This is a genomic window from Paractinoplanes lichenicola, assembly GCF_016785085.1.
Lineage (GTDB): Bacteria > Actinomycetota > Actinomycetes > Mycobacteriales > Micromonosporaceae > Actinoplanes > Actinoplanes lichenicola.
In genome coordinates, this window is sequence record NZ_JAENHO010000001.1 from 899663 (window position 1) to 921245 (window position 21583).

At 71.3% G+C, this 21583-nt stretch carries 20 protein-coding genes, 1 pseudogene and 1 riboswitch; of the genes and pseudogenes, 11 read left to right on the plus strand and 10 right to left on the minus strand.

Annotated elements, in window-relative coordinates; all coding sequences use genetic code 11:
* The first annotated feature begins 58 nt into the window (after positions 1-58).
* Both JKJ07_RS03990 and JKJ07_RS03995 read left to right on the plus strand, forming a co-directional pair.
* Positions 59-850 (plus strand): CAP domain-containing protein, encoded by a 792-nt coding sequence (locus JKJ07_RS03990; RefSeq protein WP_202989817.1) that lies wholly within the window; start codon positions 59-61, stop codon positions 848-850.
* 62 nt (positions 851-912) lie between these two features.
* Positions 913-1383: a GtrA family protein gene (locus tag JKJ07_RS03995; RefSeq protein WP_202989818.1), complete on the plus strand. Its 471-nt coding sequence runs from the start codon at positions 913-915 to the stop codon at positions 1381-1383.
* Here JKJ07_RS03995 and JKJ07_RS04000 read toward each other — a convergent pair.
* The gene (locus tag JKJ07_RS04000; RefSeq protein ID WP_202989819.1) at positions 1365-2150 is read right to left on the minus strand and encodes a SigB/SigF/SigG family RNA polymerase sigma factor; all 786 of its coding nucleotides are present in this window, start codon (positions 2148-2150) and stop codon (positions 1365-1367) included. The genes JKJ07_RS03995 and JKJ07_RS04000 overlap by 19 nt on opposite strands.
* A gap of 149 nt (positions 2151-2299) precedes the next feature.
* Between JKJ07_RS04000 and JKJ07_RS04005 the strand changes: the two genes are divergently transcribed.
* Positions 2300-3244 carry an alpha/beta fold hydrolase gene (locus JKJ07_RS04005; RefSeq protein WP_202989820.1) on the plus strand — a complete coding sequence of 315 codons (945 nt, stop codon included), beginning with the start codon at positions 2300-2302 and terminating at the stop codon, positions 3242-3244.
* On the opposite strand, the gene JKJ07_RS04010 is transcribed toward JKJ07_RS04005, so the two are convergent.
* On the minus strand, positions 3160-5163 hold the full coding sequence (locus JKJ07_RS04010) for a sigma-70 family RNA polymerase sigma factor (protein ID WP_202989821.1): 2004 nt from the start codon (positions 5161-5163) through the stop codon (positions 3160-3162). The two genes, JKJ07_RS04005 and JKJ07_RS04010, sit on opposite strands and share 85 nt — an antisense overlap.
* A gap of 202 nt (positions 5164-5365) precedes the next feature.
* Between JKJ07_RS04010 and JKJ07_RS04015 the strand changes: the two genes are divergently transcribed.
* Together JKJ07_RS04015 and JKJ07_RS04020 are read left to right on the plus strand one after the other, a co-directional pair.
* Entirely contained in the window at positions 5366-6790 is a 1425-nt protein-coding gene (locus tag JKJ07_RS04015) for a pectinesterase family protein (protein ID WP_202989822.1), read from the plus strand.
* 11 nt (positions 6791-6801) lie between these two features.
* On the plus strand, positions 6802-8217 hold the full coding sequence (locus tag JKJ07_RS04020) for an RICIN domain-containing protein (protein WP_202989823.1): 1416 nt from the start codon (positions 6802-6804) through the stop codon (positions 8215-8217).
* Between the two features lie 44 nt (positions 8218-8261).
* Here JKJ07_RS04020 and JKJ07_RS04025 read toward each other — a convergent pair whose 3' ends face one another.
* A complete protein-coding gene (locus tag JKJ07_RS04025; RefSeq protein WP_202989824.1) occupies positions 8262-9284 on the minus strand; it encodes a zinc-dependent alcohol dehydrogenase family protein in 1023 nt (340 codons plus the stop codon).
* Between the two features lie 100 nt (positions 9285-9384).
* The gene (locus JKJ07_RS04030) at positions 9385-9951 is read right to left on the minus strand and encodes a TetR/AcrR family transcriptional regulator (protein ID WP_202989825.1); all 567 of its coding nucleotides are present in this window, start codon (positions 9949-9951) and stop codon (positions 9385-9387) included.
* Between the two features lie 53 nt (positions 9952-10004).
* Here JKJ07_RS04030 and JKJ07_RS04035 point away from each other — a divergent pair, with 53 nt between their 5' ends.
* Positions 10005-11630, plus strand: coding sequence for an FAD-binding protein (locus JKJ07_RS04035; protein WP_202989826.1), 1626 nt, complete (start codon positions 10005-10007; stop codon positions 11628-11630).
* Here JKJ07_RS04035 and JKJ07_RS04040 read toward each other — a convergent pair whose 3' ends face one another.
* Positions 11631-12326: a TetR/AcrR family transcriptional regulator gene (locus JKJ07_RS04040; RefSeq protein ID WP_202989827.1), complete on the minus strand. Its 696-nt coding sequence runs from the start codon at positions 12324-12326 to the stop codon at positions 11631-11633.
* Between the two features lie 93 nt (positions 12327-12419).
* On the opposite strand from JKJ07_RS04040, the gene JKJ07_RS04045 reads away from it, so the two are divergent.
* Positions 12420-13613 (plus strand): DUF418 domain-containing protein, encoded by a 1194-nt coding sequence (locus JKJ07_RS04045; protein WP_202989828.1) that lies wholly within the window; start codon positions 12420-12422, stop codon positions 13611-13613.
* A 472-nt stretch (positions 13614-14085) separates the two neighbouring features.
* Here JKJ07_RS04045 and JKJ07_RS04050 read toward each other — a convergent pair whose 3' ends face one another.
* Together JKJ07_RS04050 and JKJ07_RS49580 are read right to left on the minus strand one after the other, a co-directional pair.
* On the minus strand, positions 14086-15132 hold the full coding sequence (locus JKJ07_RS04050; RefSeq protein ID WP_202989829.1) for a Y-family DNA polymerase: 1047 nt from the start codon (positions 15130-15132) through the stop codon (positions 14086-14088).
* Between the two features lie 271 nt (positions 15133-15403).
* On the minus strand, positions 15404-15529 hold the full coding sequence (locus tag JKJ07_RS49580; RefSeq protein WP_236028231.1) for a hypothetical protein: 126 nt from the start codon (positions 15527-15529) through the stop codon (positions 15404-15406).
* 83 nt (positions 15530-15612) lie between these two features.
* Here JKJ07_RS49580 and JKJ07_RS51005 point away from each other — a divergent pair.
* Positions 15613-15714, plus strand: a pseudogene (locus JKJ07_RS51005) (TetR family transcriptional regulator); the annotation flags it as partial.
* 15 nt (positions 15715-15729) lie between these two features.
* Here JKJ07_RS51005 and JKJ07_RS04060 read toward each other — a convergent pair.
* A complete protein-coding gene (locus tag JKJ07_RS04060; protein ID WP_236028233.1) occupies positions 15730-16470 on the minus strand; it encodes an SDR family oxidoreductase in 741 nt (246 codons plus the stop codon).
* Between the two features lie 109 nt (positions 16471-16579).
* Here JKJ07_RS04060 and JKJ07_RS04065 point away from each other — a divergent pair, with 109 nt between their 5' ends.
* Positions 16580-18556 (plus strand): M6 family metalloprotease domain-containing protein, encoded by a 1977-nt coding sequence (locus tag JKJ07_RS04065; RefSeq protein WP_202989830.1) that lies wholly within the window; start codon positions 16580-16582, stop codon positions 18554-18556.
* A 69-nt stretch (positions 18557-18625) separates the two neighbouring features.
* Positions 18626-19216, plus strand: coding sequence for an SMI1/KNR4 family protein (locus tag JKJ07_RS04070; RefSeq protein ID WP_202989831.1), 591 nt, complete (start codon positions 18626-18628; stop codon positions 19214-19216).
* Between the two features lie 21 nt (positions 19217-19237).
* On the opposite strand, the gene JKJ07_RS04075 is transcribed toward JKJ07_RS04070, so the two are convergent.
* Complete coding sequence (locus JKJ07_RS04075) at positions 19238-20494, minus strand: PP2C family protein-serine/threonine phosphatase (RefSeq protein WP_202989832.1); 1257 nt, start codon at positions 20492-20494, stop codon at positions 19238-19240.
* A 152-nt stretch (positions 20495-20646) separates the two neighbouring features.
* On the opposite strand from JKJ07_RS04075, the gene JKJ07_RS04080 reads away from it, so the two are divergent.
* Entirely contained in the window at positions 20647-20943 is a 297-nt protein-coding gene (locus JKJ07_RS04080) for an ATP-binding protein (RefSeq protein ID WP_202989833.1), read from the plus strand.
* Here JKJ07_RS04080 and JKJ07_RS04085 read toward each other — a convergent pair.
* Entirely contained in the window at positions 20892-21239 is a 348-nt protein-coding gene (locus tag JKJ07_RS04085) for a hypothetical protein (RefSeq protein WP_202989834.1), read from the minus strand. The two genes, JKJ07_RS04080 and JKJ07_RS04085, sit on opposite strands and share 52 nt — an antisense overlap.
* Positions 21240-21343: 104 nt before the next feature.
* Positions 21344-21553: riboswitch (cobalamin riboswitch) on the plus strand.
* The last annotated feature ends 30 nt before the right edge of the window (positions 21554-21583 follow it).

Genomic DNA, 21583 nt, shown 5'->3' on the forward strand with positions numbered 1-21583 from the left:
CGGGTTTGATGCGGGGCTGGATAGTTTGGGCCGCCACCCCACGTCCGAGGAGTTCACTGTGCCCGCCCACGCCGCCCGCCGTTTCCGTCCCGCTCTGGTCGCCGCCGTCGCGGTCGGGGTGATCGGTGTCAGCTACGCCGGCATCGCCGTGGCCCGGTCCTCCTCCGACGAGGCCGGAGGCAAGGGCGAGGCGCGCGTGAACGCCACGGCGCCGCTGGACGCCACGACCGAGGCGACCACCCCCGTCGAGGAACTCGCGGCCGAGGTGCCGACGTCCTCCCCTACGGCTTCGCCGTCACCGACCGCGGCCACGCCCACCCCGTCCGCGAAACCCACCACGACGGCCCGGCCGAGCACAACCGCCACCAAGCGCCCGACCAAGTCGCCGACGAAGCGGAAGACCACCGCGCCGGCGCCGACCAAGACCCGGACGACTCAGCCTCCGGCCCCCGGCGGCGGCAGCTCGGACACCGTCAGCGAGGTGATCCGCCTGGTCAACGTGGAGCGCAAGGCGGCCGGCTGCGGCAACCTGACCGGCGAGTCGCGGCTGCACCGGGCGGCCCAGAAGCACTCCGACCGGCAGGCGGCCCAGGACTCCATGTCGCACCAGCTGCCCGGCGAGGCCTCGATGGGTGACCGGGTCACCGCCGAGGGCTACCGGTGGGGCGGCGTCGCCGAGAACGTGGCGGCCGGCTACGGCTCCCCGGCCGCGGTCATGGACGGCTGGATGAACAGCCCCGGTCACAAGGCCAACATCCTGAACTGCGGCTACAAGAACATCGGGGTCGGCGTGGCCAAGTCGGGCAAGGGCACCCTCTACTGGACCCAGAACTTCGCCTCGCCGCTCTGACCCCCTGGACGGCACCGTGTAGGGTCCCAGACGTTCGTCCGGGACCGCAGGGTGAGGAACTGATGTCGACCGAGATTCAGGCCGACCGTCCCACCACCAGTGATCGCCACATCGGCGGGTGGCTGCCCGGGCCGGTCCGCCGGTTCGTTCCCCGCGAGCTGGTCGGGTTCGCGATGCTCAGCGGCTTCACGTTCGGCGTGGACCTGGCCTTGCTGTGGCTGATCCGGCACACGACGTCGCTGCCGGTGCCGGTGGCGGTCTCCCTGGCGTACGTGTCCGCGGTCGCCCTGAACTACCTGCTCAACCGCACGCTGAACTTCCGCTCGCACGCCCCGATGGGCCGCGAGTCACTGCGCTACGCCGTGGTCGCCGCCACCGACTACCTGCTGACCGTCGGACTCACCACGGGACTGGCCGCGGCCGGAGTCGAATTCTGGACGTCCCGGCTGGTCTCGGCGGTCGCCGTGGCGTTGCTGGTCTATGTCGCGGCCCGCTGGTTCGTCTTTCCCAAGCGTCAGCACTCACCCAGCTGACCGCGGAGCTTGGCCAGGGCCCGGGTGAGCAGCCGGGAGACGTGCATCTGGGAGATGCCGATCTGCTCGGCGATCTGCGACTGGGTCAGGTTGCCGTAGAAGCGCAGGTGGATGATCCGCTGCTCGCGCTCGTCGAGGGTGGCCAGGGTCGGGCCGAGCGCGATGCGCAGCTCGGCCAGCGCGAACTCGTGGTCCTCGCCGCCGAGGGTCTCGCCCAGCTCGGTGGTGCCGTCCGCGCTGACCGGGGTGGACAGGCTGGTCGCGTTGTAGGCCCGGGCGCCCTCCAGGCCCTCGAGCACCTCCTCCTCGGTGACGCCGAGGTGGGCGGCGATGTCCGTGACGGTCGGGGCCCGGCCCAGCTCGTGGCTGAGCGCCGTGTTGGCCGCGGTGATGGCCAGCCGCATCTCCTGCAGGCGGCGCGGCACCCGGATCGACCAGGTGCGGTCGCGGAAGTGGCGCTTGACCTCGCCGACGATGGTCGGGATGGCGTACCCGGCGAAGTCGACCCCGCGGTCGGCCTCGAACCGGTCGACCGCCTTGATCAGGCCGACCACGGCCACCTGGAACAGGTCGTCGGCGGGCTCGCCACGCCCGGCGTAGCGCTGGGCGAGGTGACGGGCCAGGGGGAGCCATGCCTCGATGGCCCGGTCGCGCAGGCCCGGCCGCGAGGGGTGCCCGGCCGGCAGGGCGGCCAACGCCGTGATCAGCTCGCTCGCCGCATCCGCGCTGGTCTCCTCGGTGCGGACCGAAGTGGTGATCACCGTCATGCAGGGCTCCTATTTGTCACGGTGCAAGAATTACGCCGTCTGCAGTGCCCGGTCGCGCCGAACCGAAACTCCCCCGATCGAGGGAGACTTCACGACAGTCCGGCCGAGCGGCCGGGGTTTCGGTAAGGACTGTCCGGGAGGGCCGGTTGATGTTCGACGATTCCCGCCTCGAGCACGTCGACCTCGGCGACGTCACGCTGCGGGTCCGGCACGGCGGTTCCGGCCCGCCGGTGGTGCTGCTGCACGGCCACCCGCGCACCCACACGACCTGGCACCGGGTGGCGCCCCGGCTGGCCCGGCGGCACGTCGTGGTGACACCGGACCTGCGCGGCTACGGCGGGTCGACGCTGCCCCCGGACGCGCCGGGTCACGCCCAGTCCAGCAAGCGCGCGATGGCGGGCGACGTCGTCCGGCTGATGGGCCGGCTCGGGCACGAGCGGTTCGCCGTGGCCGGGCACGACCGCGGCTCGCTGGTCGCGTTCCGCACCGCCATGGACCACCCCGAGGCGGTCACCCACCTGATCGTGATGGACGGGCTGCCGGTCATCGAGCACCTCGAGCGCACCGACGCCGTGTTCGCACGGGCCTGGTGGCACTGGTGGTTCATGGGCCAGACCGACAAGCCGGCCGAGCGGGTGATCAACGCCGACCCCGACGCCTGGTATCGCACCCCGGGGCCGGCGGAGATCGGCGCCGAGAACCACGCCGACCTGTGGCGGGCCCTGCGCAACCCGGCCGTCGTGCACGGCATGTGCGAGGACTACCGGGCCGGGCTCGGCATCGACCGCGAGCACGACGCGGCCGACCGGGCCGCCGGCCGCCGGGTCGCCTGCCCGGCCCTGCTGCTCGAGTCGGCCCACGACGACCTGGACATCCACGGCGATCCCGCGGCGATCTGGGCGCCCTGGGTGGCCGGCCCGTTCGCGCACCGGATCGTCGACAGCGGCCACCACCAGGCCGAGCAGGCCCCGGAGGAGGTGGCCGACCGGATCGGCGACTTCCTGGCCGCTCACCCCAGGTCGGCGCCCAGTCCGGGCGGAGCGGCGAGGAACGTGGAGCCCGGCAGCCCGCCGCCGGGTCGTCGCTTGCCCTGAGCCACCGCCGGATCGGTCGAGCGGAACACGCTCTCGTCCTCGTCCCAGGCGTTGCCGGTGGCCGTGGCCCGGTCGGTGAGCGTGGCCGCCTTCTTGTTGCCGACGGCGACGTTGCCGGTGAGCCGGGGCGCCGAGTCGGCCAGCGAGAACCCGTCGCCCCCGTTGCGCCAGGCGGTGTTGCGGGTCAGCCGCAGGGCGCCGGCGTTGCCCTCGTCGACGAAGCCGTGGTCGGCGTTGTCCCAGGCCGCGTTGTCGCGCAGCACGTGGGCGGCGGCGGGCGCGGGCGAGCCGCCGCCGAGCACGAACCCGCCGCCGTTGCCCCAGGCCCAGTTGCGCTCGACGGTGACCGGATCGGCGAAGTCGCCCAGGTCGAACCCGTTGTCGGCGTTGCCGAAGAAGCGGTTGCCGCGCACGACGTTGCCCGCGCCGGAGCCGAACTTCACCGCGAGGCCGACGCCGACTCGCACGTCCCGGTCCGGGTCGTGGTTGCCGAAGAAGTCGCTGTCGAGCACCTGGTTGCCGGTGGTGCCCGGGCCGCGCAGGACGAGCCCGCCGCGGACGTTGTCGTGGATCGACAGGCGGCGGAACGTGACGCCGCGACAGGACACACACGCGTACGCCTGGCTGCCCGAGTTTTTGATCTCGAGGCCCTGGACGGTCCAGTAGCCGCCGCGGTGCGTGACGGCCCACCGGTCGGCCGGGATGCGGGCGGCGTCGATGACCGGCCGCTCGTCGCGATAGTTGGTCAGCGTGATGCGGGCCCGGGCCGTGCCGGGGGTGTCGATGACGGTCTCCTCGGTCGGCCGATAGGTGCCGCCGCGCAGGGCGATGGTCTGCCCGGGGCGAACCACGGCGACCGCCTTGCCCAGCGTGGCGAAGGGCTTACCGAGGCTGCCGTCGCCGGAATCGGACCCGGTGGGGGCCACGAAGATCGCGGTGGCGGCGGCCGGGGCGGGTGCCGGGGCGGCCGGGGTCCGCGGGGCCACGGTGGCGGTCACGGCCGGCTGGACCACCGCGGGGGCCGCTTCGGGGCGGGCGGGCTCGGTGAAGACCGCGTACGCGAACCCGCCGCCGGCGAGTGCGGCCACAGTGGCCGCGGCGGCGGTGGTCTTGGTGGTCAGCATCGACAGGAACGATCCGGTCGGGGTGGGCAGGGCGACCACCGGCGCCGCACCGAGCAGCAGCTTCTCGGGCGGCACGAGCCCGCGACGCTGGAGCGAGCAGCGGGCGCACTCGCGGACGTGCCGGGCCAGCCGCTTGCGCCACAGCCCGCTCGGCTCGCCGTCCCAGCCATGGGTCAGCTCGGCCAGCCCCGGGCAGCCGGCGGCGGCCAGCGCCCGGGTGACCAGCCGGCTCTCCTCGAGGTGGACCTTCATCCGCTTGACCCGTACGGCCGTGTGGCGCGGCGTGAGGCCGAGGGCGGCCGCCAGCCCGGCGCGGGTGAGCCGCCCGGCCGCCTCCTGCCACCACAGCGTGAGCAGCCGCCGGTCGTCGCCGTCGAGCCAGCGGGCCGCCGCGGTCAGCTCGCGCCGCTGGCCCGAGAGCAGCATCTCGGTGACCGACCGGGCGGAGAAGTCGCCGGCCGGGTCGGGCACGTCGGCGGTGATCGGCTCCTGGCGCTGCGCGACCCGGCTCCGGGACCGCTGGTGGATCAGCACCTGCCGGTGGGCGACGGCGGACAGCCAGGCCCGGAACTTCTCGGGCTCACGTAGCGCCGGCAGGTCCCGCAGCACCTGGAGCACGGTCTCCTGCACCACGTCGTCGACGTCGGCGGGCCGGTCGAGGGCCCGCCCGATCACGGCGTAGAGGTACGGCAGCTCGGCGGTCACCAGTTCGTCCCGCGCGGCCCGGTCGCCGGCGCGGGCGGCCTCGATCAGGTCGAGACCGGGCCCGGCCACCGTCCTCGGCGACCGTCTCATGTGGTGAACGTTAACTTCCCCGACCCGCGTAAGCAACATTCAGATTTTCGGTAATCCACGACCGGCGAAGAACACCGCCGACATTTATTCGAACTTTCGGTAATTCGCGCCGGCTTCGCCGACAACGAGAAGACCTTGCTTAACCGGTCAATGTGTCCGCATCATTTCATCGATTAACGTCGAACTCTTAAAGGGGAACCGGATGAGACGAAGCATCGCCGCGGGAGCGTCAGTGCTAGCCGTGGCCGTGGTTTCGGCGTGGCCGCCGGCCGCCGCCGCGGCCACCCCGGTCGCGGGCGGCGTCTACACCCTCGCGTCGGCCTCCAGCGGCAAATGCGTCCAAGCCGCCGACACCGGCAACGGCGGCCTGCTGACCCAGGTCGCGTGCAGCACCACCAACACCGCACAACTGTTCACGGCGGCATCGCAGAACGGCGCGTTCGGCCTCACGAACAGCGCCAGCGGCAAGTGCCTCGACGTGCCGTACTCGTCCACCGAGACCGGCACGCAGTTGTGGCAGTGGACGTGTGGCGCCAGCGCCAATCAGACCTGGCAGCTGACCGCCTCGACCGCGGCCGCGGGAAAATACCTGGTCAAGAGCGCCGCCAACGGATTGTGCGTGAGCAACAAGGACGGCTCGACGGCCGGCAACAACCCGATCGTCCAGGAGCCGTGCGCCGACGTCGCCCGCATGCAGTGGACGTTCAACCAGGTCGGCGGCACGACCACGCCACCGGCCGGGTCGGTGGTCGTGGCCAAGGACGGCAGCGGTCAGTACACGACGGTGCAGGCCGCGATCAACGCCGTGCCGGCGAACAACACCACCCGCCGGGTCATCTCGATCAAGCCCGGCACCTATCGGGAGATCGTCACGATCCCGGCCAACAAGCCGCTGATCACGCTGCAGGGGCTCGGCACGTCGAACGCGCAGACGACCATCGTCAGCAACCGCGACGCGGGGCACTTCGGGTTGCAGGGCAGCGGCACCGTGCAGGCGTACGGGAGGGAATTGGTGGTCTCGAATCTGACGATCACCAACGATTACGACGAGAACACCTATGAGACGGGCGACCAGGCTTTGGCGCTGTATCTCGACGCCGACCGGGCCCGGTTCGACAACGTGCGGCTGCTCGGCGATCAGGACACGTTCCTGGTCGACAACAACGCCCGTACGTATTTCACGAACTCCTACATCGAGGGCACGGTCGACTTCATCTTCGGCGCCGGGATCGCGGTGTTCAGCAACAGCCGCATCCACGAGAAGCGCTCCACCGGCGGCCCGCTCACCGCGGCCAGCACCCCGGCCGAGAAGACGTACGGGTTCCTCTTCTACAAATGCACGGTCACCGGCACCGGGACGAACAACACGACGCTGGGCCGGCCTTGGCGGCAGGGCGCACAGGTGCTGTTCCGCGAGTCCAATCTGTCGAACACGATCCGCACCGCGCAGCCGTGGACCGACATGTCCACCAACACCTGGCAGAACGCCCGCTTCACCGAATACAAGAACACCGGCGCCGGAGCAGGAACCGGCAGCAACCGCCCGCAATTGAGCGACTCGCAGGCGGCCAATTACACCCCACAGAAGTATCTGGCCGGCGCCGACGGCTGGAACCCGGTCGGCTGAAAGGGATGACTATGAAACGTAAACTGCTCCTCCCCCTCGCCCTAGTGCTGGCCCTGCTGCCGATCACGCCCGCGGCCGCGGCCACCCCGATCGCGGGCGGCGTCTACACGCTCGCGTCGGCCTCCAGCGGCAAATGCGTCCAGGCCGCCGGCACCGGCAACGGCGGCCTGCTGACCCAGGTCGCGTGCAGCACCACCAACACGAGCCAACTGTTCACGGCGGCATCGCAGAACGGCGCGTTCGGCCTTACCAACAGCGCCAGCGGCAAGTGCCTCGACGTGCCGAACTCGTCCACCGCGACCGGCACCCAGCTGTGGCAGTGGACCTGCGGGGCCAGCGCGAACCAGACCTGGCAGCTGACCGCCTCGACCGCGGCCGCGGGAAAATACCTCATCAAGAGCGCCGCCAACGGGTTGTGCGTCAGCAACAAGGACGGCTCCACGGCGGGCAACAACCCGATCGTCCAGGAGCCGTGCTCGGACGTCGCCCGCATGCAGTGGACGTTCAACCAGATCAGTGGGCCGGGCACGGGCGGGCGCTGGTCCAACACCGCCGACGGGTTCTCGCAGGGCACGACCGGCGGCGCGGGCGGCACGACGGTCACCGTCACCACCTACGCGGACCTGTTGCGCTACGCGACGGCGGCCGAGGCGTACGTCATTCGCGTCTCAGGAACGATCACTGTCACCCCGTACGGGAATGAGATCGCGGTCAAGTCGAACAAGACGATCGTCGGCGTGGGCACGACCGGGCGGATCAAGAACGGCGGGTTCTTCCTCGGGGCGGGCGTGCGCAACGTGATCATCCGCAACCTGACCATCGGCGACACCGCGATGGCGTCCGACGACCCGGACGACAAGGACTTCGACTACGACGGCATCCAGATGGACACCGCGTCGAACGTCTGGATCGACCACAACACGTTCACGAACATCAACGACGGCTACATCGACAGCCGCAAGGACAGCACGAACATCACCGTCTCGTGGAACCGGCTGGGCGACCACAACAAGACGTTCGGCATCGGCTGGACCACCAACGTGACCGCGCGGATGACGATCCACCACAACTGGATCTACAACTCCAACCAGCGCAACCCGAGCGCCGACAACCTGCAGTACGCCCACCTCTACAACAACTATCTGAACAACATCACCTCGTACGGCAACTACGCGCGCGGGGCGACCAAGATGGTGATCGAGAACAGCTACTTCGACAAGGTCAAAAACCCGTACTACCCCGACACGGCCACCGGCGCCCAGCTGCGGCAGAACGGCAGCACCGTGGTCAACTCGAGCGGCCGCCAGGAGACGAGCGGCTCGGCGTTCACCCCGAGCAGCTTCTACTCGTACACCCTGGACCCGACGGCCAACGTGCCGAGCCTGGTCCGTCAGTATTCCGGGCCCCAGGCCGACATCGTGATGTGACCGCCCGCGCTGCCGGCCGGGCAATCCGGCCGGCAGCAGGGAGGTCAGGGGCGGAGGAGGGCCTTGATCGCGCGGCGCTCGTCCATCGCCCGGTAGCCCTCGGCCGCCTGGTCGAGGGGCAGGTCGAGGTCGAAGACGCGGCCCGGGTCGATCGTGCGGTCGCCGATCATCTCCATCAGGTCGGGCAGGAACCGGCGTACGGGGGCCGGGCCGCCCTGCAGGCGCACCAGCGACCAGAACATCTCCATGCCCGAGAGGCTGACGTCGTGGGTGACGCCGACGAAGCCCACGCTGCCGCCGGGCCGGGCCGACCGGATGGCCTGCTCCATCGACTGCTGGGTGCCGACCGCCTCGACGACCGAGTGCGCGCCCAGCCCGTTCGTCATCTCCTTGATCCGGGCGATGCCCTCGTCGCCGCGCTCGGTGACGATGTCGGTCGCCCCGAACTCGAGCGCCAGCTTCTGCCGGTCGGCGTGCCGGCTCATCGCGATGATCCGCTCCGCGCCGAGCTGCCGGGCGGCCAGGACGGCGAGCAGGCCGACCGCGCCGTCGCCGACGACCGCGACCGTTTTGCCCGGTCCGGCCTCGGCCGCGGTGGCGGCGAACCAGCCGGTGCCGAGCACGTCGGAGGCGGCCAGATAGCTCGGGATCAGCTCGGCCGGGGGCACCTCGGGCGTGGCCACGAGCGTGCCGTCGGCCAGCGGCACCCGCAGGAACTCGGCCTGGGCACCGAGCGCGCCCATGGGCACCCGGTGCAGGCACGCGCTCTGATAGCCGGCCCGGCAGACCTCGCACGTGTTGTCGGAGGCCCAGAACGAGCCGACGACGAACTGGCCCGGGCGCAGGGTCGAGACCTCGGAGCCGACCTCCTCGACGACGCCGACATACTCGTGGCCCATCGGGGACGGCTCGGTGACCGGCTGGATCCCCCGATAGGGCCACAGGTCGGAGCCGCACACGCAGGCCGCCGAGACCCGGATGATCGCGTCGGTCGGCGCCTCGATCCGCGGGTCGTCCCGGTTCTCGACGCGCACGTCGCCGGGGGTATGAAGCACTGCACCACGCATGACGTTCTCCCTGACTCACAGCCGTACTGACCGTTCCAGCAAAGCCCGCCGAGCGTCCCCGCGGGAGTCCCTGACGAAACGTGTACTGCCAGTACCCCCGTCAGGTGACCGGGCGGCCGAACGGCGCCCAGCGGAGGGCACGCTGCACCGCGGCCTGGACTTTCTCGGGTTCGATCTCGGTGACGACGACGCCGTAGATCATGCGGTGGACCAGCAGCACGTCGTCGACGGTGACCGCGGGGCCGACCAGGCCGGCCTGCTGGGCGCGGGGCAGGGTCGCCTCGAGGACGGCCTGCAGGCGGCGGCCGCCGGTGTAATCGGGCAGGCTGCGCCGGGCGTCGACCGCCATCTCGACGAACGCCGCCGAGTCGACCGTCAGCGCGACGAGCCGCTCCCACAGGCGGCCGAAGGCCCCCGCGTCGGGCTCGGCCCCGATCGCCTCGAGCTCGGCCAGGTTGTCCTCGAAGACCGCGAAGGCCAGGTCGAGCCGGGTCGGGAAATGCCGGTAGAGCACGCCCTGGCCGACCCCGGCCTCTTTCGCGATCGCGCTGAGCGGCACGTGATAGCCGCGCTCGGTGAACAGCCGCCACGCCGCGTCGAGGATCGCCTGCCGATTCTGCGAGGCGACGGCCGGACCCCTGTTGACGCGGCCGCCTGAGCTGGTCATGCTGGCACTCTAGCAACCGGACAACACTGTCCGGATGACCGGAGGGCGGCGCCATGACCGACGCTTTTGATCACACGTACGACGTAGTTGTCGTCGGCAGCGGCGGCGCGGGCTTCGCCACCGCGCTCGGGGCCGTCGACGCCGGGCTGAGCGTCCTGCTGGTCGAGGGCGGCGCCAAGTGGGGCGGCAGCACGGCGATGTCGGGCGGCGGCATGTGGCTGCCGGACAACCCGCTGATGCGGCGCGCGAACGTGCGCGACTCCCGCGACGAGGCGCTCGCCTACCTGGAGGCCACGGTCGGCGACGCCTCGACCCGCGAGCGCAAGGAGGCGTTCGTCGACGGGGTGGCGGATTTCGTCACCACGGCCGAGAAGCACGGCATGGTGTTCGCCCGGGCCACCGACTACCCCGACTACTACCCGGAGCTGCCCGGCGGCAAGATCGGGCGGGGCATCGAGGTCAAGCCGCTGAACGCGAAGGTGATCGGCGACTGGTGGAAGACCGTCAACGTGCCCGCGGCCATGCCGGTCAAGACCGACGACGTGTGGCTGCTCGGCCGGGCCTGGTCCACCCCGTCGGGCTTCCGGCGCGGCGCCCAGCTCGTCTTCCGCGTGGCCGGCGGTCTCGTCCGCGGGCAGCGGCTGGTCGGCATCGGCGCGGGCCTGGCCACCTCGTTCCTGCGGGCGGTGGTGCTCGAGGGCAAGGTCCCGCTGTGGCTCAACGCGCCGCTGGAGGAGTTGCTGACCGAGGACGGCCGGGTCGTCGGCGTCCGGGTCACGCGCGACGGCAAGCCGGTGACGGTCGGGGCCACCCGGGGCGTCATGCTGGCCGGCGGCGGCTTCGACCACAACACCGACTGGCGGCGCAAGCACCACGGCATCGAGGGCGCGCCCTCGGGCAACCCCGGCAACCGGGGCCGCCCGATCGAGATCGCCCAGCAGGCGGGCGCGGCCGTCGACCTGATGGACGACGCCTGGTGGGGCGCCTCGGTCGCGGCGGCCCCCGGCCACGAGCCGGCCTTCATCGTCGGCGAGCGGTCCCTGCCGTACTCGATCATCGTCGACGCCCGCGGGGACCGGTTCGCCAACGAGTCGGAGTCCTACGTCGACCTCGGCCATCACATGCTGGAGCACGACAAGGACGGCGCCTACTGGATGATCGCCGACGCCCGGCACGCCCGCCGCTACCTGCGCACGTTCGCGCTCGACCCGCGCAAGAACAAGGCCATGCGCGAGGCCGGGATCCTGGCCAAGGCGCCCACCCTGGCCGCGCTGGCCGGCCGGATCGGCGTCGAGCCGGGGCGGCTGCGGGCCACGGTCGAGCGGTTCAACGGCTTCGCCCGCTCCGGCGTCGACGGCGACTTCGGCCGCGGCAACTCGGCCTACGACCGCTACTACGGCGACCCGACCGTGCACCCCAACCCGTGCCTGGGCCCGCTCGAGAAGGGCCCGTTCACCGCGTTCAAGGTGGTCATCGGCGACCTCGGCACCAAGGGCGGCGTGCTCACCGACCCCGACGGGCGCGCGCTGCGTGAGGACGGCACGGTCATCGACGGCCTCTACGCCGCGGGCAACAACTCGGCCTCGGTGATGGGCCGCACCTATCCCGGGCCGGGCTCGACGATCGGCCCCGCGGTGGTCTTCGGGCTGCGCGCGGCCCGGCACATGGCCCGCGGCTGATCAGCGGCCACGGGCGATCAGGGCGGCCACGCCGTCGAGGATGCGCTGCAGGCCGAACTCGAAATCCTCCGGCCCGCGCGGGGTGAGCGCACCCGCCTCGAACGCGCCGGCCACGGCCGGGAACCGGGCCGGATCGACGTAGCGGCGGACCAGGTCGGCGTTGGCCGTCCACCACTGCTCGTCGGTCTGCCCGGTGCGGGCGCCGACCTCGGCCGCGTCGACCTCGTCACGGGCGGCGCCGCGGACGTAGCGGAACACGGCGTTGACGGCGCCGACGAGCTCGCGCTGGCCGAGGCCCACGTCGCCGACGGCCTGCAGCACTGACTCGAACGCGGCCAGCGAGTGCGGGCCGAGCGTCGAGCGGGTCAACGGCACGCTCAGGACCCACGGGTGGCGGTGGGACAGCGCGTATTCGGCCCGGGCGGCCACCTCGAGCTTGGCCCGCCAGCCCCCGGCCACGTTCTCGAGCGCCGGCGACTCGGCGTTGACGGCGTCGACCATCGCGGTGAGCAGCTCGCTCTTGTTGGCGACATGCCGGTACAGCGACATCGCGCCGGCGCCGAGCTCGGTCGCCACCCGGCGCATGGTGACCGCCTCCAGCCCCTCCGCGTCGGCCACCCGGACGGCCGCCTCGACGATGCGGCGCGGCGTCAGACCCGGCCGGCGCCCGGCGGACTCGTCCCACAACAGCGCCATCTGCCGGTCGATGTCTGTCCTCCTCAGGCCGTGAACGTGCCAGACCACGCTAGCCGGTTGCCTCTCGAGCCGACCGATGCGTACGTTGTACCCATGGGCGTACAACGTACCCACACGGCTCGCATCACGGCGGTCGACGCGCTTCGCGGCGTCGCGCTGCTCGGCATCCTGGTGGTCAACATCGCGTTCTTCGCGTCCGGCGACGCCTTCCACCACGCCGGCGGCCACTCCCCCACCCGCGACCTGGTCCACCTGCTGTTCGAGATGAAGTTCTACCTGCTGTTCTCGTTCCTGTTCGGCTACAGCTTCACCCTGCAGATCGACTCGGCGGCCCGGGCCGGCGCCCGCTTCGGCCCGCGCATCCTGCGCCGCTGCGCCGGGTTGTTCGCGCTCGGCGCCCTGCACGCGGTGCTGTTCTTCTACGGCGACATCCTCACCACGTACGCGGTGCTCGGTCTGGTGTTGCTCGCGGTGCACCGCATCGGCCCCCGCGCCGCCCTGTTGACCGGCGCGACCCTCACCGCCGTCGTCGGCCTGGCCATCGGCATCGCCGGCCTCACCGTCGGCTCGCTCGGCGATCCGGACGCGGCGGCGCAGGCGCGGGCCATGACCGACGCGCTCGCGGGCAGCCCCGCCTCGGTGATCGGGCTCAACCTGGCCACGCTGCCCGATCAGGCGCTGTCCGTCGCCGTGCAGGCCCCGCTCTCGCTGGCCGCGTTCCTGGCCGGGCTGGCCGCGGGCAAGACCGGTTTCCTGGTCACCGCCGATCCGGCCACCCTGCGCCGCATCCAGCTGGCCGGCTTCCCGATCAGCCTGGCCGGGGCCGCCCTGTTCACCCTCGGCGGCGGCACCACCAACCTGCTCGGACTGGCCGCCTCGATCCTGACCGCGCCGCTGCTCACCGCCGCCTACGTCGCCGCGCTGCTCAGCCTCTTCCGCACCACGCCCGGCGCACGCCTGGCCGCATGGGTCGCCCCGGCCGGACGGATGGCGCTGACCAACTACCTGAGCCAATCGGTGGTCTGCGCCCTGATCTTCACCGGGTGGGGCCTCGCGCTGGCCGGGGAACTGCCGCCGCGGGCCGTCCTGCTGACCGCCGCCGTCATCTTCGTCGCCCAGGTCCTGATCAGCCGCTGGTGGCTGCGCGATCACCGCTACGGCCCGGCCGAGCGCCTCCTGCGCCTGATCACGAACGCGGAGCGCCGCCCTGCCTCCGAGCCGGCCCCGAACGCCGCGCCGCCCGGCGCAGCACGTACACATAGGCCGGTGGGACCGCCAGGAGCGTGACGAGAGCGACCCCGTACGGCTCAGCGACGCGGGTCAACTGCGCGAGGAGTGCCGTGCTGAGCAGGAGGGCCGGGGCGCCCCGCACCAGGTGCCGGGCGGTCACCTCACCCCCACAGCTGAACCTCGTCGAGCCGGCTAAGGACGGCGACGGCCACCACCGCCTCGGGGCGCAGGGCGTCGCGCCACGAGGCCCACGGGTCGCCGGCGTCGGCCAGCCGGTGGCGTAGACCGCGACGAGCACGCCGGCCGCCAGGGTGACCAGGGAGGCGACCGCTCGTCCGAGATCCGCGGCCGTGTCGCCGGGCCGCTTGGGCGGTTCGTACGCGTGCCGGGACTCGTGGGTCTGGCTCGGCGGCACGTACGACGGATCGGGCTTCGGCAGCTCCGGCGGGCTCCACGGCTGGGCCGGCACCTCCTGTTCAGGGGTGCCCGGAATCGCGTTCCGGAGGGGGCGTCGCACCCCCCAGCCGGCTCAGAACAGCGTGTCCTGCACGCGGTCGGCCTGGACCAGGGCGGTCAGGGTGACACGGAGCCCGGCCAGCGGGGGCACCTCGGCCCCGGCCAACAGGGACAGCGCGACGCCGGACCAGACTTGCGGGCTGGCCGTGGCGGTCGGCCGGCCGCCACGCAGGACACAGACCGGGCTTTCGAGGGAAGACGGGCGCGCGGTCAGGGTAAGCCCCGACGCGAGGAGCCCGGCCCGCTCGGCCCGCCGGCAGACCCGCTCGACACACATCTCCACCAGCTCGGCCGGGGTCCAATCCGGTCGCGCGTAGCCCTGGATCGACCCCTCCGACGACAGGGTCGACCGGCGCTCGACGGGTCGCACGACGGCGTCGTCGGAGCCCTCGCGGATCGCCCGGAGCCGCCGGGCCATCGCGGTGCCGCACAAGCGCCGCAACGTCTCGTACGGAATCGCGTCGAGCCCGTCCAGACCGGTGATGCCCAGCGACTCGAGGCGCTCGACCGTGCGGGCGCCGACGCCCCAGACGTCGCGCAACGGCAGCCCGGCCCGCAACTCGGCCTCCCGGTCGGGCCCGATCACGTGCAGCCCGTCGGGTTTCGCCGCCCGCGAGGCGAGCTTGGCCATGAGCTTGGTGCGGCCGACCCCCACGCTGACCGGGATCTCGAGCTCGGCCGCCGCGCGCCGCCGCACCTCACGACCGGCCGCGACCGCCTCCTCGGTGCTGCGCGCGCCGACGTCGAGGAAGGCCTCCTCCATCGAGCCCGGCTCGACCGCGCGGGCGCACTCACGAAACAAATCGAGCAGGGCCTCGCCGGCCTCCTCGACCTCGCCCTGCGGCACGTCGACGAGGATCAGCTCGGGACACTGCCGCAGCGCCTCCTGGGTGTGCACGCCCGACCGGACGCCGCGGGCCCGGGCCGGATAGTTGGCGCTCGCGATGATCACGTGAGCGACGACGGCGACCGGCAGCCCGGCCAGCTGCGGCCGGCCCCGCAACACCACCGAGGCGAAGAACGCGTCGGCATCGGCGTGCAGCAGCGGCCCTCGACTCACCCCGGGAATAGTACACATGTTCTAAGCAAGCGATCCAGGCATCTTGATCGAGTCAGTCGATCCTCTGGCCGGTCGGCTCGGCTCTCATCGTCGGCCTGATCTTCCTCAGCGAGGGCGCGGCCCGCCGCAACGTCCTGCACTACGGGCTCGGCACCTGGATCGTCCTGGTCGCCGGCGTCTCGCTGCTGTTCGGCGGCGCCGGCTTCTCCTGGGTGCTCGCCGTGGCCGGCGGCGGCGGTTACCTCCTCGCCACCGGCCTCGAGCACCGTCGTCAGGCGAACAGGCTGATGCCGCCGTCGGCCGCGATCGCCTGACCGTTGATGTAGCCGGACTGCTCGCCGGCCAGGAAGACCAGCAGCGGCGTGACATCGTCGTACGGGGTGCCGAAATTGCGCATCGGGCTGCGGCCCTCGATCCGCTCGGCGGCCGCCCGGCCCTGGTCGGTCAGGTCGAAGCCGGGCGTGCGGGGTGGCCATCGGCGTGTTTCGCCGCGACGGCTTCGAGCAGGCGACGATCGCCGACGTCGCTGCGGCGGCCGGCGTCTCCCGCAGCACGTTCCAGCGCTACTTCCCGACCAAGGAAGACGTGCTCCGGCGGTCAGGAGCGGTAGCGGCCGCTGAGCACCCCGAGGACGTCGGCGTAGCGGCCCTCGGCCACGGCGTTGCGCTGCCATTTGACCCGCTCGACGAGGATCTGCTCGGCCTGGTCGTCGGCCTCGAGCAGGGTCATCACCTCGTCCAGGAAGTCGTCCAGGGGCATCGCCACCTCGGAGTTCTGCTGGTTCATCAGCGTGGTCCGGGTGGCCGGCGGGACCAGTTCGATCACCCGGACGCTGCTCTTGTGCAGCTGCACCCGCAGGCTCTCGGTGAAGGAGTGGATGGCGGCCTTGGTGGCGTTGTAGGTCGGCGTGGCCGGCAGCGGCACGTACGCCAGGCCCGAGCTGACGGTCATGACGGTCGCGGACGGCTGGGCCAGCAGGCCGGGCAGGAACGCGTTGATCAGCCGGATCGGCCCGAGCAGGTTGACCGCGACGGTGCGCTCGGCGACGTCCAGCGACGCCGGGTCGAGCAGGTCCTCGGGCTCCATGATGCCGGCCATGGTGATCAGGGTGTCGAGGGCCGGGTAGCGGTTGGCGAGCTCGTCACGGGCGGCGGTGATCGAAGCCGGGCCGGTGGTGTCGATGGAGACCGTGTCAATTCCGGGGTGCTCGGCGGCGATCTGCTTCAGCAGGCCGGTGCGGCGGCCACCGACGATGACGGTGTTGCCCTTGGCTTGCAGGCGCAGGGCCAGGCCGAGGCCGATGCCGGAGGTCGCGCCGGGGATGAAGATCGTGTTCATGGGATCCAGCATCGCCACGCGGAACGGGGATATGAAGGCCGCGTTTAGCCTAGGTATTCCATGCCCCGGCCAGCCTTGTTCCATTGAGGCATATCGATAGTATGGCGGGATGACGAGCGTGCGGCGCGTGGTCTCGGCAATATCCGTCGGAGTTCTGGCCCTCACTGCCTCGCCCGCCGTGGCCGCCCCGCCCGGCGAGGTCGACCCCGACACCCCGTGGCGCATGCGGCACTGGCCGCAGACCCAGCCGTGGCAGGCCGACGAGGCCGCCGCGCTCAGCAAGAAGAGCGGGCCGCAGCCGATCGATCCGCAGCGGTACGAGTTGCCCGACACGATGACGTGGGCGGATTACCAGCCGGTGCCCGGCACCGACTGGAACAACCCGGCCGTACGCGGGTCGCAGCGCAACTTCAACGGCGCGCTCGTGCTCGTCGACTACCCGAACCAGCCGTTCGTCGTCACGCAGCCCGCCAACTCCACGATCTACGGCAATCCGTCCGGCGTCGAGAAGCTCGCGCGGGCCGACGTGCCGCAGTTCTATCGCGACTTCCTCAACAAGCCGGGCGCGCTCAATCGCGGGCACACCATCCACGAGTATTGGATGGAGGACTCGAACGGGCGTTTCGGCATCGAGCTCAACGCGTACGGGGTCTATCAGATGCCGGCCGAGAGCCACGAATACGGCATCGAGGCCCAGTTCCAGCGCGGCCAGGGCTGCCCGGCCGGCGACTCCTGCAACCGCAACCTGCGCACCGACGCCCGCGCGGCCTGGATCGCGGCGGTCGGCGAGGCGGAGGCGGCCAAGTACGACTTCGTCTTCTTCCTCTCGGCCGGGCAGGACGAGTCGGCCACGTGGCAGGAGTTCGGGCCGATGAAGTTCACGACGAAGGAGGACGTGACCGACGAGTGGGGGCCGCCGGACGCGGCGCTGCCGAACTGGAACGCCACCCGCTACGTCGACTGGACCTCGTGGCAGGCGTCGGCGAACATCTGGCCCAACGCCACCCAGGGTAGCTCGCTGCAGGCCGAGAGCTCGGGCATGTCGACGTACGCTCACGAGTTCAGCCACATCCTCGGCGTCGGCGACAACTACAACAACCCGTACGGGGTCCCGGCCCGGCGTGACTACAGCGGGCCCTGGGAGATGCTCAGCCGGGGCACGTTCAACGGTCCCGGCGGTCCGCACAGCCGCTGGCTGATCCCGGGCACGGCCGGCTCGTCGATGGGCGCCCAGCACATGCTGCGCAACAAGCTCAAGCTCGGCATCGCCGGGGACGTCCTGCAGCTCTCCCGCGCCGGGCTGGCCGCTTCCGGCGTCGTGGTCACCAACGTGACCGCCCGCTCCATAAAATCAACGGGCATCAACGTGACGCTCGACGGCGGCGACCTGAGCCCGGCCTGCAACACCGCGACCGACCCGCTCTGCGACGGCGGCGGCTACGACAACTACACGCTCGAGGTCGTCGACCGGATGGGCTTCGACTCGTTCACACCCGACTCCGGGGTGCTGCTGGCCAAGACCAAGAACGCCGACGCCGCCCCCTTCATCTGGACGATCGACGCCAACCCGCAGGACATCGACAAGGTCGACTTCGTGTTGCCCGACGGCACCCCGCAAAAGATGACGATCGGCGACTACCGGCAGCTCTCCGACGCCCTCTTCCACGCCGGCACAGGCTCCGGCAGCCTTTTCGAGTACGTCGACACGCCGAACCGCCTGCACTTCTACGTCCTCGATCGGCGCCGCGACAGCAAGGGCGTTCTCTCGTACGAGGTGGCAGTCCGCTCCCTGGACGGCGCGGGCCCGTCGGTCCGGGGCGTCAAGGCTTTCCCGGCGCTCGCCTTCCCCGACCGCTCGGGCTGGGCCCGCTGCGCGATCCCCGTCCGCAACACCGGCCGAGCCACCGACGTCTTCCGCGTCACGGCCGCCGGGGCCACCCTTCCCCGTACGGTGGTCGGGGTGGCCGCCGGCAAGACGACCTCGGTCGAGGTGTGGACAAAAGACACCCGCCGCACGCCGGTGACCGTCACATCGGAAAGCAACCCGTCGGCCACGTCCACCACCACTTGCACCGCTCGGCGATAGCGACCAGGCGTCCCTTTTGCATCCGGACATAAGCGCACGGCCACCCGGTCGGTGAAGTAGCTTCGGGGCATGACAAGCGCCGCGTGGCCGAGGATTGTCGAGTGGCTGGAGCAATACGCTCCCTCGACGGCCGCGAACCTCAACCCGCCGGCGTCACCGTCCGCCGTGCGGGCGGCTATGGACAACTTTCCCTTTGCCGCTCCGGATGGGCTGATCGACCTATGGTCGACCGTCGACGGCGAGACACCGACCCGAACCGAGGCCCACGGATACCTGATCTCGCCGCTGTACCACCTCATGCCCCTGAGTGAGGCGATCTCCTACCGGGAAATGCGCCTGTCCGTGAACGGCGATTCCGAGCATCTCGACGCTCTACGCTCCGGTCCCGCCGGCACCTATTCCGTATTCTCCTATTGGCTGCCGGAATGGATTCCCATCGCCGGGACGAATGAGGGCATGTTCGTCGACTGCCGCGAGGGTCCGATGCACGGCTGCGTTTCGGAGCACTTCCACTCGGACGGGCAAGAAGGCCCGGTCTGGGGGTCGGTGGACGAGATGCTCAGGGAGACGGCCGAGAAGTTGTGGGCCATCGACATCTCGGACATCGACGACGAGGACCCCGACCCCACCGAAGGCATCTGGTATTTCCCGTGGGGCTAGCGTTTCAGGACTGGGACGGGATCACCCGGGGACCCGGATCGCGATGACGGCCATGTCGTCGCTGAACTCGACGTTCGCGGTGGCCCGGGCCAGCACGGCGTCGACCACCTCGTGGGCCGTCGGGGCCTCGAGGACGCTCAGCAGGCCGGCCAGGTCGTCCTCGGCGAAATTCGAGCCGCGGCCGGCGGTGACGCTGTTGGTGTGCAGCACGAGGGTGTCGCCCGGGGACAGCTCGAAGTCGTCGACCTTGAGCGAAAGCTTGGGCAGGATGCCGATCGGGCTGGAGGCGCGCCCGGCGGGGTGCACGGTGCCGTCGGCGCGGCGCAGCAGGCCGGCCGGGTGCCCGGCGGTGCAGATCCGCACGCTGAAACCTGTCGCGGCCGGTCGGAGCGCGACGTAGGCCACGGTCGCGAAGCCGGGGGTGCCGGACTCGTCGTACCAGCGGTGCAGGGCGGCGTCGAGCTCGGTCAGGACGATGGCGGGCGAGCTCACCCGCAGGGCGCCGGCGCGCAGCGTGTGCCGGGCCAGAGCCCCCGTACGGGCGGCGTGCGCGCCCTGACCGGTGACGTCGCCGAGGAAGATCGCCCAGCCCGTCGGGGTCGGCACGGCGTCGTAGAAGTCGCCCAGCACGTCGTCGCCGCCGAGCCGGTGCCCGGCCGCCACGTCGAGCCCGTCGATCGCCGGGAGCTCGGCCGGCAACAGGCTCTGCTGCAGCGTCAGGGCCAGGTGCCGGTATTTCTCGGCGTGGGCCCGGGCCCGTTCCGCCTCCCGGGCGGCCTCCTCGGCCGAGATGCGCAGGGCGACCTCCCCGCTGGCGGCGTGGGCCAGCACCTCGAGGGTGCGTTTCTCCTGCTCCGTCCAGGCGCGGGGCTCGTTGTCGACGACACAGAACGAGCCCAGGACGTGCCCCTCCGGCGACCGTACGGGATAACCGGCCCAGGCGATCACCCCCATCTTCTCGATCGACGGGTTGTCGCTGGTCAGCGGGTCCTCGCGGGCGTCGGTGACGATGACCGCGTCGTCGCCGGCGATCACGTACTGGCAAAACGACTCGCCGACCGGGTTCTGCCGGTCGTCGCCGGTCACGCCGATGCAGCTCTTCCAGAACGAGCGCCGCTCGTCGACCACGGTGACGAAGCCGAACGGGGCGTCGAGCAGTTCGCAGGCCAGCCGGGTGAGCCGGTCGAACGGCTCCTCGGGGGCGGTGTCCAGCAGGCCACTTCGCCGTACGGCGGCCAGGCGCTCGGGCCGCAGCAGCGGTGTCGATGGCGGGGTCACCCCGTCAGTCTACGGAGACCGCCGCCGAATCCACCGGGCCCGAACCGTGCGTAAGCGCGCGCTCAGCGGGTAGTCATGCGGCCGTGGAACAGCTGCACGTGCCCTTTACCCACCGCACAGATCTCACTGCCCTGCGTAGTACTGCCCGGTCGATGCTGATCCGACTGGACAGCCCGGTCCTCGACGACGCGTTGCTGGTGATCACGGAGCTGGTGGAGAACGTCGTGCAGCACACCGGCGACGGCGGCGAGCTCACCGTGAGCCGGCACGACGACGCCATACGGATCGAGGTCGCCGACACCAGCGCCGAGCTGCCCCGGCAATATCCGCCCGACGCCCGGCGCATCGGCGGCCGCGGGATGCTGCTCGTGGCCGCGATGACCCGGGCCTGGGGCAGTCACCCCCGCGAGGGCGGCAAGGTCGTGTGGGCCGACGTGCCCGTGGCCTGACCGCCCCGCCGCTCCAACGCGTCCAGGACTGCCACCCGCGCGGCCGGGACCTCGACGGTCACGCGCAGGACGCCGTCGGCCGGCTCGATCGTGAACGTGAAGAACGAGCAGCACTCGGTCTCGCGGGCGGTCAGGTCGCGGGCCACGGATTCGGCCGCCGGGTCGAGATCCCAGCGCAGGACCGTGGCCGACTCCCGCGCCTGGCCGAGCAGCGCGGTCGTGAACAGGTCGTCGAACTCGGCCAGCCGCATCGGCTGCTCGACGGTCGGCAGGGTGCACGCCTCGATATCGGTCATGACTCGACGGTAAGTGCGTACCCGGGTACCGATTGCAACCCCGGGTGAGGCGCGACACGCCCGGCACACCATCTGGTGTTGCTCGCGTCGAGGCTCACCCATATATGGTGTGTCCCGCAGCTGGTTCGAGCGCCGCGCTTGTGCGGTGATCGAGGCAAGAGGGAACCCGGTGTGAATCCGGGACTGCCCCGCAGCGGTGAGTGGGAACGAAAGCCGTCACACAGCACTGGGCCCGACAGCCTGGGAAGCGACGGCCAGTAGGAGCGTGCGAGACGCCCACGAGTCCGAAGACCTGCCAGCGCACCGTGCGCCGCCGTGGCGTGCGGTGGTCGAAGGCCGCGTGG

Bases quoted from the DNA above. Each gene is read 5' to 3' on its own strand.
- JKJ07_RS04040 (WP_202989827.1), bottom strand. From the start codon at position 12,326: ATGGCGCTGTTGTGGGACGAGTCCGCCGGGCGCCGGCCGGGTCTGACG.
- JKJ07_RS04065 (WP_202989830.1), top strand. From the start codon at position 16,580: ATGACGAGCGTGCGGCGCGTGGTCTCGGCAATATCCGTCGGAGTTCTG.
- JKJ07_RS04010 (WP_202989821.1), bottom strand. From the start codon at position 5,163: ATGAGACGGTCGCCGAGGACGGTGGCCGGGCCCGGTCTCGACCTGATC.
- JKJ07_RS49580 (WP_236028231.1), bottom strand. From the start codon at position 15,529: ATGCGCAATTTCGGCACCCCGTACGACGATGTCACGCCGCTGCTGGTC.
- JKJ07_RS04060 (WP_236028233.1), bottom strand. From the start codon at position 16,470: ATGAACACGATCTTCATCCCCGGCGCGACCTCCGGCATCGGCCTCGGC.
- JKJ07_RS04015 (WP_202989822.1), top strand. From the start codon at position 5,366: ATGAGACGAAGCATCGCCGCGGGAGCGTCAGTGCTAGCCGTGGCCGTG.
- JKJ07_RS04070 (WP_202989831.1), top strand. From the start codon at position 18,626: ATGACAAGCGCCGCGTGGCCGAGGATTGTCGAGTGGCTGGAGCAATAC.
- JKJ07_RS04005 (WP_202989820.1), top strand. From the start codon at position 2,300: ATGTTCGACGATTCCCGCCTCGAGCACGTCGACCTCGGCGACGTCACG.
- JKJ07_RS04030 (WP_202989825.1), bottom strand. From the start codon at position 9,951: ATGACCAGCTCAGGCGGCCGCGTCAACAGGGGTCCGGCCGTCGCCTCG.
- JKJ07_RS04080 (WP_202989833.1), top strand. From the start codon at position 20,647: ATGCTGATCCGACTGGACAGCCCGGTCCTCGACGACGCGTTGCTGGTG.
- JKJ07_RS04085 (WP_202989834.1), bottom strand. From the start codon at position 21,239: ATGACCGATATCGAGGCGTGCACCCTGCCGACCGTCGAGCAGCCGATG.
- JKJ07_RS04020 (WP_202989823.1), top strand. From the start codon at position 6,802: ATGAAACGTAAACTGCTCCTCCCCCTCGCCCTAGTGCTGGCCCTGCTG.
- JKJ07_RS04000 (WP_202989819.1), bottom strand. From the start codon at position 2,150: ATGACGGTGATCACCACTTCGGTCCGCACCGAGGAGACCAGCGCGGAT.
- JKJ07_RS04045 (WP_202989828.1), top strand. From the start codon at position 12,420: ATGGGCGTACAACGTACCCACACGGCTCGCATCACGGCGGTCGACGCG.
- JKJ07_RS04025 (WP_202989824.1), bottom strand. From the start codon at position 9,284: ATGCGTGGTGCAGTGCTTCATACCCCCGGCGACGTGCGCGTCGAGAAC.
- JKJ07_RS03995 (WP_202989818.1), top strand. From the start codon at position 913: ATGTCGACCGAGATTCAGGCCGACCGTCCCACCACCAGTGATCGCCAC.
- JKJ07_RS04035 (WP_202989826.1), top strand. From the start codon at position 10,005: ATGACCGACGCTTTTGATCACACGTACGACGTAGTTGTCGTCGGCAGC.